The organism is Bosea sp. PAMC 26642, assembly GCF_001562255.1.
GTDB lineage: Bacteria > Pseudomonadota > Alphaproteobacteria > Rhizobiales > Beijerinckiaceae > Allobosea.
Genome location: NZ_CP014301.1, coordinates 3,998,424 through 4,010,952 on the forward strand (window position 1 = coordinate 3,998,424; position 12,529 = coordinate 4,010,952).

At 65.2% G+C, this 12,529-nt stretch carries 11 protein-coding genes; 5 read left to right on the plus strand and 6 right to left on the minus strand.

What is annotated here, in order from left to right:
* Positions 1 to 8 precede the first annotated feature (8 nt).
* Positions 9 to 695, minus strand: a complete 687-nt coding sequence (locus tag AXW83_RS19260) for a response regulator transcription factor (RefSeq protein WP_066616042.1) — start codon at positions 693 to 695, stop codon at positions 9 to 11.
* A gap of 81 nt (positions 696 to 776) precedes the next feature.
* Here AXW83_RS19260 and AXW83_RS19265 point away from each other — a divergent pair, with 81 nt between their 5' ends.
* On the plus strand, positions 777 to 1,346 hold the full coding sequence (locus AXW83_RS19265) for a L,D-transpeptidase family protein (RefSeq protein WP_236841719.1): 570 nt from the start codon (positions 777 to 779) through the stop codon (positions 1,344 to 1,346).
* 120 nt (positions 1,347 to 1,466) lie between these two features.
* Positions 1,467 to 3,242 (plus strand): sensor domain-containing diguanylate cyclase, encoded by a 1,776-nt coding sequence (locus tag AXW83_RS19270; RefSeq protein WP_066616044.1) that lies wholly within the window; start codon positions 1,467 to 1,469, stop codon positions 3,240 to 3,242.
* A 9-nt stretch (positions 3,243 to 3,251) separates the two neighbouring features.
* Here AXW83_RS19270 and AXW83_RS19275 read toward each other — a convergent pair whose 3' ends face one another.
* Positions 3,252 to 3,917, minus strand: a complete 666-nt coding sequence (locus tag AXW83_RS19275) for a YggS family pyridoxal phosphate-dependent enzyme (protein WP_066616046.1) — start codon at positions 3,915 to 3,917, stop codon at positions 3,252 to 3,254.
* A gap of 96 nt (positions 3,918 to 4,013) precedes the next feature.
* Here AXW83_RS19275 and leuS point away from each other — a divergent pair, with 96 nt between their 5' ends.
* Genes leuS through holA form a run of 3 tightly spaced genes read left to right on the plus strand, consistent with a single transcriptional unit; the run spans position 4,014 to position 8,202 of the window.
* Positions 4,014 to 6,638 carry a leucine--tRNA ligase gene (gene leuS, locus AXW83_RS19280; RefSeq protein WP_066616047.1) on the plus strand — a complete coding sequence of 875 codons (2,625 nt, stop codon included), beginning with the start codon at positions 4,014 to 4,016 and terminating at the stop codon, positions 6,636 to 6,638.
* Complete coding sequence (locus AXW83_RS19285; protein WP_156640195.1) at positions 6,625 to 7,158, plus strand: LPS assembly lipoprotein LptE; 534 nt, start codon at positions 6,625 to 6,627, stop codon at positions 7,156 to 7,158. Before leuS ends, AXW83_RS19285 begins: the two co-directional genes overlap by 14 nt.
* A gap of 15 nt (positions 7,159 to 7,173) precedes the next feature.
* Entirely contained in the window at positions 7,174 to 8,202 is a 1,029-nt protein-coding gene (gene holA / locus AXW83_RS19290; RefSeq protein ID WP_066616050.1) for a DNA polymerase III subunit delta, read from the plus strand.
* A 2-nt stretch (positions 8,203 to 8,204) separates the two neighbouring features.
* Here the strand turns inward: holA and AXW83_RS19295 are convergent, their stop codons facing one another.
* From AXW83_RS19295 to mnmG, 4 genes are read right to left on the minus strand one after another with little or no spacing between them, the layout of a single operon-like run.
* Entirely contained in the window at positions 8,205 to 9,083 is an 879-nt protein-coding gene (locus AXW83_RS19295) for a ParB/RepB/Spo0J family partition protein (RefSeq protein ID WP_066620858.1), read from the minus strand.
* A gap of 33 nt (positions 9,084 to 9,116) precedes the next feature.
* Positions 9,117 to 9,947, minus strand: coding sequence for a ParA family protein (locus AXW83_RS19300; protein WP_066616051.1), 831 nt, complete (start codon positions 9,945 to 9,947; stop codon positions 9,117 to 9,119).
* Positions 9,944 to 10,591: a 16S rRNA (guanine(527)-N(7))-methyltransferase RsmG gene (rsmG, locus tag AXW83_RS19305; RefSeq protein ID WP_236841720.1), complete on the minus strand. Its 648-nt coding sequence runs from the start codon at positions 10,589 to 10,591 to the stop codon at positions 9,944 to 9,946. Before rsmG ends, AXW83_RS19300 begins: the two co-directional genes overlap by 4 nt.
* A gap of 1 nt (position 10,592) precedes the next feature.
* Entirely contained in the window at positions 10,593 to 12,482 is a 1,890-nt protein-coding gene (gene mnmG / locus AXW83_RS19310; protein ID WP_066616057.1) for a tRNA uridine-5-carboxymethylaminomethyl(34) synthesis enzyme MnmG, read from the minus strand.
* Between the last annotated feature and the right edge of the window lie 47 nt (positions 12,483 to 12,529).

Here is a 12,529-nt window from a genome sequence, read left to right on the forward strand (position 1 = left end):
TCGGGGCTTTACGGATTGAGGCGGTAGCCGCCCGCATCCGTCACGAGCAGCCGCGCATGGGCCGGATCGGGTTCGATCTTCTGCCGCAGCCGGTAGATATGCGTCTCGAGCGTATGCGTGGTCACCTGCGAGTTATAGCCCCAGACCTCCTGAAGCAGAATCTCGCGCGCGATCGGCTTGCGCCCGGCGCGGTAGAGGAAGCGCAGGATCGCCGTTTCCTTCTCCGTCAACTTGGTCTTGGAACCCTTCTCGCTGACCAGCAGCTTCGAGCCCGGATGGAAGGTGTAGGGGCCGACCTGGAAAACCGCATCCTCGCTGGCCTCGTGCTGCCTCAGATGCGCACGGATCCGCGCCAGCAGCACGGCGAACTTGAATGGTTTGACGACATAGTCGTTGGCGCCGGCCTCTAGCCCGAGCACCGTGTCGGCATCGGAGCCTTGGCCGGTCAGCATGATGACGGGGCTCTTGAAGCCGTTCTTGCGCATCATCTTGACCGCTTCGCGCCCGTCCATGTCGGGCAGCCCGACATCCATCACGGCGAGATCGATCCGCTCGGCCTGGACCAGCTTCACCGCCGCGGTCGCAGTGCCCGCCGCCGAGAGCTTGAACTCGTCATAGAGCGCCAATTGCTCGGCAAGCGCGTCGCGCAGCATCTGGTCGTCGTCGACGAGCAGGATATGATGGACGGCGGACATGGAAAATCGATCGGCAGGTTGCAATGGCTTTACCATGAGCCCGCTGAATCACGACCGCAAGTCACGCGAGATGGAATTACCGTGAGAAAACGTGAGAGTCCGATCACCTCCGGACGCGCACCGACGCGATCCGGCCTGACGACGCTGCGCGTCTTCGCCTCGGTCGCGAACCGCAGCCGTGGTTTCCTGGTCGCTGGCCGGTCCGTCTTCCCCTGCGCCCTGGGTCGCGGCGGCATTCGTGCGCAGAAGCGCGAGGGCGACGGGGGCACGCCACGCGCGGCGTTGAAGCTGCGCAGCGTGCTTTATCGTAGAGACCGCCTCCGCCGCCCCCCGACACTGCTGCCGGTGCGCGCTATCGCCTCCCGCGACGCCTGGTGCGACGACGCCGGCGACCGCCGCTACAACCGCCTGATCGACAGGCCACCCGGCGAGGCTGAGGAGCGGCTGCAGCGGGCCGACCATCTCTACGATGTCATCGTCGAACTCGGCTGGAACGATGCCCCGGTGATCCGGGGCCGCGGCAGCGCCATCTTCTGGCATCTCGCGAGACCCGGCTTTACGCCGACAGCGGGCTGCGTCGCGGTCGAAGGCCATGTCTTCGCCAAGCTGCTGCCGCGGCTGGCGCGCGCCTGCGTGATGAGGATCGTCTGAACGGCGCATCCAAGCCGTTCCATTCAGGCCATGTGAACCATGCAAGGACTTCCTTGGGCGGGATTAACCTCAGTTTTGCCTTCATGACCGAGCTTCCGCGATGTGATCGCCGGAGTTTCCATGTTCAGCAGCTATTGGTCCACCCGTCTGGCCGACCGCCTGACCGTCAGGCAGCAGACGGCCGTCATGACCGGCCTGCTTTGCGCCGCGACGGTCGCGATGGTGACGATCGGTGCTGCCTTGCTCGCGCGCAGGGAAGCGGTCCGCGACGCCAATCTCGAACTGGCGACGATGGCGCGCACCATGGCCGACAGCCTCGACCAGAACATGTTCGAACGCTATCGCGAGATTCGCAACATCGTCGATCTCGAACCACTGCGCGGTATCTGGCAGAGCGACCCCGCGAAGATCCGCGGCGTACTTGGACAGTTGCAATCGACCTTGCCGGACTATGCCTGGCTTGGCTTTGCGACCCCTGACGGCACGGTGCGCGCCGCCACGCGCGGTATGCTCGAAGGTGCCTCCGTCGCTCAGCGTCCCTGGTTCGCCAACGGGATGAAGGGGCCGGCCGTCGAGGACGTTCACGATGCAAAGCTGCTCGACGCGCTGCTGCGGCGCAGCCCCGACGCGGCGCCGTTCCGATTCGTCGATGTCGCCATGCCCGTCACTGCCCAGAACGGCGCTAAGCTCGGCGTGCTCGGCGCCCATCTGAGCTGGAACTGGGCCAGCGACGTCCGCGCCAATATCCTGTTCAAGCACAGCCCCGATCTCGAAACCGACATCTGGGTGCTGGGCCGGGACGGCAACGTCCTGCTCGGCCCGGCGAACGCTGCAACATTCGCACCGGAACACCTGACCCGCTCCCGCGACGGAAACGGAACGACCTTTGACGATCGCAGCGGCGAGCGCCCGATGCTGACCGCGCTCGTCGCGACCAAGGGGCAGGGCGACTACCCCGGCCTCGGCTGGATCGTGGCGGCGCGCAGGCCCGTCGACGTGGCGCTTGGACCCGCCAACGCCCTGACGATGGTGATCGGCCTGGTCGGTCTGCTCACGGCTGCCGCCGGAGCGGCGCTGGCCTGGCTGCTCGCGGGCACGGTAACGCGGCCGCTGACCCGGCTGGGCAGCGCTATTGACCTGATCGGGCGTGATCCCGCAGCCAACAATATCCAGCGCCAGCATGGTTCGCGCGACATCCTGCAATTGTCGGCCGCCTTGCGTTCGCTGCTGCGCCGCCTCGGCACTGCGGAACGAAGCGCGCGCGAGGCGCAGGACACCATCAGGGAGGTCGAGCTCAGGGCCGAACTCCAGGCCAAGGCCGCAGACGAGAAGACCCGTCGCCTCGGCTCCGACATCCACACTTTGCGGGCATTGGCCGATTCGGACCCGCTCACCGGGCTGTTCAACCGGCGCGCCTTCCTGCCCTTCGCCGAAGACGCGATGAACTACTACAAGCGTTATCGTCGCGATCTCGGAATCCTGATGTTCGACATCGACCACTTCAAGCGGGTCAACGACACCTTCGGCCATGCCGCCGGCGACGAGGTCATCCGGGCGGTCGGCAAGATCATCGCCGGCCAGATCCGCCTGACCGACAAGGTCGCGCGCATCGGCGGCGAAGAGTTCGTCGTCCTGCTGCGGGAAACCGACGGCGCAGGCGCGAAACTTCTGGCCAACCGCATCCGCGAGCAGGTCCAGAACACTATCGTGAGCCAGGGACTGGCACAGCTCTCGATCACGATCAGCATCGGCGCAGCTATGGCGCGCGAGGGCGACCGCGATATCGAGGACGTGATCGCACGGGCCGATGCCGCGCTCTATACGGCCAAGTCCGCGGGCCGGAACCAGGTCGTCATGGCCGCAGCCGACAACGCTTCCAACCAGATTGCCGCCTGACGCGCAGCGTCAGCCCCGTGCGCCGAAGATCGCACTGCCGACGCGGACGTGGGTTGCGCCGAGCTGGATCGCCGCCTCGTAATCCGCACTCATGCCCATCGATAGGCCGCTCAGACCGTGGCGTGCGGCGATCTTAGCCAGCAGTGCGAAATGCGGCGAAGGCGGATCGTCGGCCGGCGGAATGCACATCAGGCCCTCGATCACGAGCCCATGATGCACGCGGCAGGTCTCCAGAAATGCGTCGATCTCGGAGGGTGAAACCCCGCCCTTCTGCGGCTCGTCGCCGGTGTTGACCTGGACGTACAGCGTCGGCGCTTTCCCCGCTTTGGCGATTTCGCGCGCGATCTCCTTGGCGAGGCTCTCGCGATCGAGCGAATGGATCGCATCGAACAGCTCGACAGCCTCGCGCGCCTTGTTGGATTGCAGCGGCCCGATCATGTGCACCTGCGCATCGGGGAAACGCTCGCGCAGCGCCGGCCACTTGGCCTTGGCCTCCTGGACGTAGTTCTCCCCGAAGACCCGCTGCCCTGCCTCCAGCGCCGGCAGGATGGCCTCGGCCGGCATGGTCTTGGAAACGGCGATCAGCGTGACCGAACCGGGCTCACGCTCGAAATCCCGCGTCATCCGCTCGATCGCGGCCTTGACTGTGTCCAGCCGCGTAACCGTCTCGCTCATCGCAGGCCCTTTCCGGCTCGCGGGCGGCGTTGACCCCGCGCGCGCAATCGTGTCCTAGTCCGGCTCACTTCGCTCACGCAACAATTGCATGCTCTCATGGCCGTCGAACGCTACAATCCCAAGGAATCCGAGCCGAAATGGCGCCGTGTCTGGCAGGAGCGCAAGCTCTTCGAGACCCGCAACGACGATCCGCGCCCGACCTATTACGTCCTCGAGATGTTCCCCTACCCGTCGGGACGCATCCATATGGGCCATGTCCGCAATTATGCGATGGGCGATGTCGTGGCGCGCTACAAGCGCGCCAAGGGCTTCGCTGTCCTGCACCCGATGGGGTGGGACGCCTTCGGTTTGCCCGCCGAGAACGCCGCCAAGGCCAACAAGGTCCATCCGCGCGAATGGACCTACGCCAATATCGCGACGATGCGGACGCAGTTGCAGTCCATGGGCCTGTCGCTCGACTGGAGCCGCGAGCTCGCGACCTGCGACCCGGGCTACTACAAGCACCAGCAGAAGCTCTTCCTCGATTTCCTGAAGGCCGGGCTGGTCGATCGCAAGACCGCCAAGGTCAACTGGGACCCGGTCGACGAGACCGTGCTCGCCAATGAGCAGGTCATTGACGGCAAGGGCTGGCGCTCTGGCGCGCCCGTCGAAATCCGCGAGCTGACGCAGTGGTTCTTCAGGATCACCGACTACGCCCAGGACCTGCATGACGCGCTCGAGGGCCTGAACCGCTGGCCCGACAAGGTACGGCTGATGCAGAAGAACTGGATCGGTCGTTCCGAGGGCCTGCTGATTCGTTTCGCTCTCGAATCGAATGCGTTCGGCCTGAACGAACTCGAAATCTACACCACAAGGCCGGACACGCTGTTCGGCGCGAAATTCATGGCGGTCGCGCCCGACCATCCGCTGGCCAAGGCCGCAGCCGCGAACAACCCGGCACTGCAGAGCTTCATCGAGGACTGCAAGCGCACCGGCACCGCCCAGGAAGCGATCGACAAGGCCGAAAAACTCGGCTTCGACACTGGCATCCGCGCCGTGCATCCGCTCGATCCGTCATGGACCCTGCCGGTCTATGTCGCGAACTTCATCCTGATGGAATACGGCACCGGCGCGATCTTCGGCTGCCCTGCCCATGACCAGCGCGACCTGGATTTCGTCAACAAATACGGCCTCGGCAACACGCCTGTCGTGGCACCAGAAGGTCAGGACCCGGCGAGCTTCGTCATCACCGACACGGCCTATGTCGATGACGGCCGCATGATCAATTCGCGCTTCCTCGACGGCATGACCATTCCCGACGCGAAGGAAGCGGTCGCGCGCCAGCTCGAAGCCGAGTTGCGCGGCAATGCCCCCGTCGCGGCGCGAAAGGTGAATTTCCGCCTGCGCGACTGGGGGGTCTCGCGGCAGCGCTATTGGGGCTGCCCGATCCCCGTGATCCATTGCGCCGATTGCGGCACGGTGTCCGTCCCGGATGCCGACCTGCCCGTAAAGCTGCCCGACGACGTCTCCTTCGAGAAGCCGGGCAATCCGCTCGATCATCATCCGAGCTGGAAGCACGTCGCCTGCCCGCAATGCGGCAAGGACGCCCGGCGCGAAACCGACACGATGGACACCTTCGTCGATTCGTCCTGGTATTTCGCCCGCTTCACCGACCCGTGGCGGACGGACAGCCCGACCGATCGTGCCGTCGTCGATCGCTTCCTGCCGGTCGACCAGTATATCGGCGGCGTCGAGCACGCGATCCTGCACCTGCTCTATTCGCGCTTCTTCACGCGCGCCATGAAGGCCACCGGCCATGCCGGACTCGACGAGCCTTTCGAGGGCATGTTCACGCAAGGCATGGTCGTCCACGAGACCTATAAGGCCGCCGACGGCACCTGGGTCGAGCCCGGCGATGTCCGCATCGAGGGCATGGGCGGCGATCGCAAGGGTTTCCATGTCGACGGCGGCGCGCCGATCGAGATCGGCGCGATCGAGAAGATGTCGAAGTCGAAGAAGAACGTCGTCGATCCCGACGACATCATCGGCTCCTACGGCGCCGACACCGCGCGCTGGTTCATGCTGTCGGATTCACCGCCCGAGCGCGACGTGATCTGGACGGACGAAGGCGTTCAGGGGGCCGCCCGCTTCGTGCAGCGCCTCTGGCGCCTGATCGGCGAGATCGCAGAGCGTACCGGCAATCAGGCCGCCCGGCCCGCCGAATTTGGAGAAGCTGCCCTCGTGCTGCGCAAGGCGAGCCACCGGGCCTTGAACGCTGTCGGCGCCGATATTGAGCGCCTCGGCTTCAACCGCTGCGTCGCCCACATCTACACGCTGACCAACGCCATCGGGAAAACCCTCGACGCCGCGGCCGAAAACGCCGCGATCGAACCCGACATCGCCTTCGCGCTTCACGAATCGGCGACGATCGCGACGCAGCTCGTCGCGCCGATGATGCCGCATCTGGCGGAATCCTGCTGGCAGGTTCTCGGCCAAAACGGGTTGGTCGGCGAGGCCGCCTGGCCCGATGCCGAAGACAGCCTGCTGCGCGACGATAGCCTTGTCCTGCCGATCCAGATCAACGGCAAAAAGCGCGCGGAGGTGACCGTGGCCGCCGATGCCGATACAATGGCGGTCGAAGCGATCGCCCGTGCCAACGAGGCCGTCATCAGGGCACTCGAAGGCCGGCCGATCCGGAAGATCATCGTGGTGCCCGGGAGAATTGTGAATGTCGTCGTCTGAAGCCCCGACCCGCCGCTTTATGCTGGCGATCGCGCTCGGCGCGGCTGCACTCAGCGGCGGCTGCCTGCGGCCGCTCTATGCCGAAGGTACGACCAGCACCATCGGCGGCAGCGTTAAGAGCGCCCTTCGCGATGTCGAGATCGGCGAGATGAAGGGGCTGAGCGGCCACTATCTCCGCAACGAACTCGTCTTCGAGCTCGATGGCGGCGGCGAGCCGAGTGGCCCCAAGCGCCTTGTGCTGGAGGCAGCCATCACCGAATCGCTCGAGGTGTTGACTGTCGATTATACGAACGGCCGCGCTGATTCCGCGGTTCTCGTTGCCAAGGCCGTATGGTCGGTCAAGCGGATCGGCTCCGGCGAGGTCGTCGCCTCAGGCACGAACACCGTCCGCTCGCCCTATGAGCGCTCGCAGCAGCGTTTCTCCACGGTCCGCGCCGCGCGCGATGCCCAGATCCGCGCCGCGAAAAGCCTTGCGACACTGATACGCGGCCAGCTCGCTGCCGATCTGACTGCCGGCTGAGCCGGAGGGCCGCGCATGGTCGCCATCAAGGCCCATGAAGCCGACCGGGCGCTTACCCGGCTCGACCCTGCCTTGCGGCTCGTGCTGATCTACGGACCCGATGCCGGTCTGGTCTCTGAACGAGCGAAGGCGCTCGCACGCGCCCATGTCGACGACGCCGACGATGCCTTCCAGCTCGTCCGCATGAATGGCGACGATTGCGCCGCTGACCCGCTCAAGCTCGTCGATGAGGCCAACACCATCGGGCTCTTCGGCGGCCGCCGCGCGATCCGGGTCTCGCCGACCTCGAAGATGCTGCTACCAGCGATCGAACCGCTGCTGACGACGCCCTCAAAGGACGCCATCGTTATCGTCGAGGCCGGCGACCTCCAGCGCAGCAATCCACTGCGGGTGGCCTGCGAGCGGGCAAAGACCGCGCTCGCCGTGCCCTGCTACGGCGATGGAGCCCGCGACCTCTCCACGATCATCGACGAAATGACCCGCGCGGCGGGCAAGACCATCGACCGCGCCTCTCGCGACCAGCTCGCCGGGCTGCTCGGCGGCGACCGCCAGACATCGCGCCGCGAGATCGAGAAGCTGCTGCTTTACGCCGGGGCCGATCCGGCGATCACGGAGGCTCATGTCGAGGCTGTCGTCGGCGACACCGCCCAGCGCGAGCAGGCGGCGCTCGTCGAGGCCGTCTTTGCCGGCAAGCTGCCTGCGCTCGACCTCGCCTATTCCAGACTTGCAGGCGAAGGCCTCGACGCCGGCGTGATGCTCGGCGCGGTCCTGCGCCAGGCGCTGAGCCTCCTGAAGGCGCGCCAGGGCATGACCGGAGGACGAAGTGCCAAGGACGTCGTCGCGACGATGCGCCTGCCATATCCGCGCATTCCGGCGATGGAAGCCGCCCTCACCGCCTGGACGGAATCGAAGCTGACGGAGGCGATCGGCGTGCTAGGGGCGGCAACCCTCGCCGTCCGGCGGGACGGCGAGCTCGGAAAAGCCGCAGCGGCAAGGGCCCTCTGGACCATGGCAAGGCTGGCGCGTAGCGCAGCGCGCGACTGATTTCAGGCCTTCAGCCGCCGGCATAAGGCTTCGAGTTGATCGAGCGTCTTGTAGCCGATCTTCATCTCGCCACCGCCATTAGGGCGATGCTGGATCGAGACGGAAAGGCCGAGCGCCTCTTCCAGAGCCTTCTCGACGGCGCGCGTGTCGGGATCCTTGTCGAGCCTGGGCTTGCCCGGAACGCTCTTGCTCTCGCCCCTGACCTCGGTCTGCACGAGACGCTCGATATCGCGAACACTAAGACCCTCATCGACGATCTTCTTCGCCATCCGTTCCGGTTCCGGAACTGATATCAAGGCGCGAGCATGGCCGGCGGATACGGTTCCCTCGCTGACCATCTGCCGCACCGACTCCGGCAGTTTCGACAGTCGCAGCGTGTTGGCGATGTGGCTACGGCTCTTGCCGATGATCTTGGCAAGATCGTTCTGGGTGTAGTCAAACTCCGAGATCAGCCGCTCATAACCGGCAGCCTCCTCGATCGCGTTGAGATCAGTACGCTGGACGTTCTCGACGATGGCGATCTCGAGCGCCTCGCGATCGTCGGCCTCGACCAGGATCACGGGAACGTCGTGCAGGCCCGCCCTTTGCGCGGCCCGCCAGCGCCGCTCGCCGGCGATGATCTCATAGGCGTCGATCATGCCCGTGATCGAACGCACGATCATCGGCTGCAGGATGCCCCGCTCGCGGATCGACGCGGTCAGGTCCTCCAAGTCACCCTCGGCGAAATGGCGGCGCGGATTGCGCGCGCTCGGACGCAGGAATTCGACCGGCACACGCCTTTGGCCGCGCGCCCGGTCGATCGCACCCATTTCCTCGCCGACATCGCCAATCAAGGCCGCCAAGCCACGGCCCAGGCGTGAACGCCCCTGTTCTTCGGCCATCGTCATCCTCGTCAATCCTCGGTCCGAACGGTTTCAGGCGGCGGCGCGCAGAGCGCGTTCGCGCTTGATCACTTCGGATGCCAGCTTCAGATAGGCCTGCGATCCCGAGCAGCGCAGATCGTAGAGCAGAACCGGCTTGCCATAGGACGGCGCCTCAGAGACCCGGACATTGCGCGGGATCACGGTGTCGTAGACCTTGTCGCCCAGGAAATCCCGGACATCAGCCATGACCTGGCCGGACAGGTTGTTGCGCGGGTCGTACATCGTCAGCACGACGCCCTGGATGATCAACCGGGGATTGAGCCCGTTGCGCACCTGCTCGACGGTCTTGAGCAGCTGGCTCAGGCCTTCGAGCGCGAAGAACTCACATTGCAGCGGCACGAGCACGGCATCGGCCGCCGTCATCGCATTGATCGTGATCAGGCTGAGCGAGGGCGGGCAGTCGATCAGGATATAGGTCAGGTCGGAGCAGCGCTGGTCGTAGACCAGCTCGTCGATCGCCTTCTTCAGCCGATGCGCCCGGTCCTTGGCGCCGGCGATCTCCAGCTCGACGCCGAGCAGATCCAGCGTCGAGGGCGCCAGGAACAGGCCAGGCACCGCCGTCTCCTGCAACGCTTGACCGAGTCCGACATCGCCGCAAAGCACATCATAGGTCGACGATTTGCGGCTGCGGCGGTCGACGCCAAGCCCGGTCGACGCATTTCCCTGGGGATCGAGATCGACGATCAGCACCTTTTCGCCGATCGCGGCCAGGGCCGTGCCGAGGTTGATCGCCGTTGTCGTCTTGCCGACGCCCCCCTTCTGATTTGCCAAAGCGAGCACACGCGGGCGGCGCGGTAGCAGGATCGGGGTCATATCGGTCATGAATCGGCCTGCTTCTCGGCCCCCCTCACCATCAGGATTCGGGCGGCGCTGTCTGTCACGGAAGGAACCGTTGAGGCGTGAATCTTCCAATATTTAGAGGCGTCGGTCAATTCGGCATCTAGATGTTGTCCCTTGGGAAAGAGTCCCAACGCACCGGTTCTCAACAGGTCTTTGCACCACTCCAAAAGTTGCGGCAGTGGCGCCAGTGCACGCGCCGTGACGACATCGACTTTGCCGACGAAGTCGCCGATCACATTCTCGATGCGCGCCGCATGAACGGTGACCGGAGCGCCGGTGATCCGCGCCGCATGGCGCAGAAAGGCGCATTTTCGACCATTGCTCTCGACGAGATCGATATGCCCGCCGGCCTTCTCCATCAGACATATCCCGATCACAAGACCGGGGAAGCCCCCCCCCGAGCCCAGATCGAGCCAGCGGGTCGCATCGGGAGCCAGAGCGTGAATCTGAAGTGAGTCAGCGATATGGCGGGTCCAGACATCGCCAAGCGTTGCGGAGGAGACGAGGTTCTTCGCTGTCTGCCATCGCAACAGCTCCGACACCAGTAGTGCCAGGCGCTCCTCTGTTTCACGTGAAACAGGTGTCAAGGCCAATGCGCTGGCCCGGTCTGTCTTTTCAACACCCACGTCAAATCGCCGGAACGGCGGTGGGCCGGCGGTCGCGGCGCGCATGCGCTGCCAGCAGCGTCAGCGCCGCCGGAGTCATTCCCTCGATCCGAGACGCCTGCGCTAGATTGCCCGGTCGATGCTCGGCCAGCTTTGCTTTCAACTCGTTCGACAGGCCGGAAATGCCCTGGAGATCGAGAGGATCCGGCATGATCAGCGCCTGATCACGCTGATAAGCCCGGATCTCGGCGGATTGCCGTTCCAGGTAGACCGAATAGGTCGCGTCGGCGGTAACGCGTGCGGCAATGGCCGGGGCGAAGGATCCGAGTTCGGGCCAGATGCGCGCCAACGCTTCCAAGCCGATATCCGGGTAGGAGAGAAGCTGGAAGGCACTACGCTTCAGGCCGTCGCGATTGAGCTGAAGACCGGCGCCGTCCGCCTGCTGCGGAGTCAGAGTTAAGCTCGTCAGCAAAGCGCGCAGGCGCGCCACCTGGGTAGTGCTGGTCTCGAAGCTCAGTTTTCTGCGGGCTCCGACGAGACCAAGCGCCAGCCCCATAGCCGTCAGCCGCTCATCGGCATTGTCAACTCGCAGCGACAGGCGGAATTCGGCCCGCGAGGTGAACATTCGATACGGCTCCGTAACACCACGGGTGACGAGATCGTCGACCATGACGCCGATATAGGAAGACGTCCGTTCGAGGACGGCAGGCTCAGCCCCACTCGCTCGTCGCGCCGCATTCAGTCCGGCCAGCAGGCCCTGAGCACCCGCCTCCTCGTAGCCGGTCGTACCGTTGATCTGACCCGCAAGGAAAAGCCCACGGATTGCGCGGCTTTCGAGCGTGTTCTGCAAGGCGCGAGGATCGACGAAATCATACTCGATCGCATAGCCCGGCCGCAGCATCGTCGCCTGCTCCAGACCTGGGATCGTCTTGAGCATCCCGAGCTGGACATCCTCCGGAAGGGAAGTCGAAATCCCGTTGGGGTACACGGTCGGATCGTCTAGCCCTTCGGGCTCAAGAAAGATCTGATGCCCCTCGCGATCGCCGAAGCGGCCGACCTTGTCCTCGATCGACGGGCAATAACGCGGACCGCGTCCCTCGATCTGGCCCGAAAACATCGGTGCGCGGTGAAGATTGGCCCGGATCAGGTCATGCGTCGCGACCGTGGTGCGCGTGATGCCGCAGGAGATCTGTGGCGTCGTGATGCGATCGGTCAGCGCCGAGAACGGCTCCGGCGGATCGTCTCCCGCCTGCATCTCGAGGGACGCCCAATCGATCGTCCGCCCATCCAGCCGAGGCGGCGTGCCGGTCTTGAGGCGGCCGAGCGGAAAGCCATGCCGCTCCAGCGTTGCCGACAGTCCTAGCGACGGCGCTTCGCCCACACGCCCGGCCGGCGTCTTGGTCTCACCGATATGGATCAGCCCGCGCAGAAAGGTTCCGGTCGTCAAAACGACCGTTCCGGATACGAATCGACGTCCATCGGCCAAAATGACGCCATCGACCTGACCGGCTTCAACGGACAGATCGAAAACCTCGCCGTCGATGATGTCGAGAGTGTCCGGCTCGGCCAGCAGCTCCTGCACGGCCTGCCGATAGAGCTTGCGGTCGGCCTGCGCGCGCGGACCGCGCACGGCCGGCCCTTTGCGGCGGTTCAGCATCCGGAATTGTATGCCGGCCCGGTCGGCGGCGCGCGCCATTACCCCGTCGAGCGCATCGATCTCCCGAACGAGATGACCCTTGCCCAATCCGCCGATGGCCGGGTTGCACGACATCACCCCGATCGTCTCGCGACGATGCGTTACCAGCGCCGTGCGCGCGCCGATGCGCGCCGCAGCCGATGCCGCCTCGACACCGGCATGGCCTCCGCCCACGACGATGACGTCGTATCGGCTTCTATCGGAAGAATTCTGCATTGCTTTCGCTAGCGAAAGCGAGGCGGTGGGTCAACGAATTCGCACAC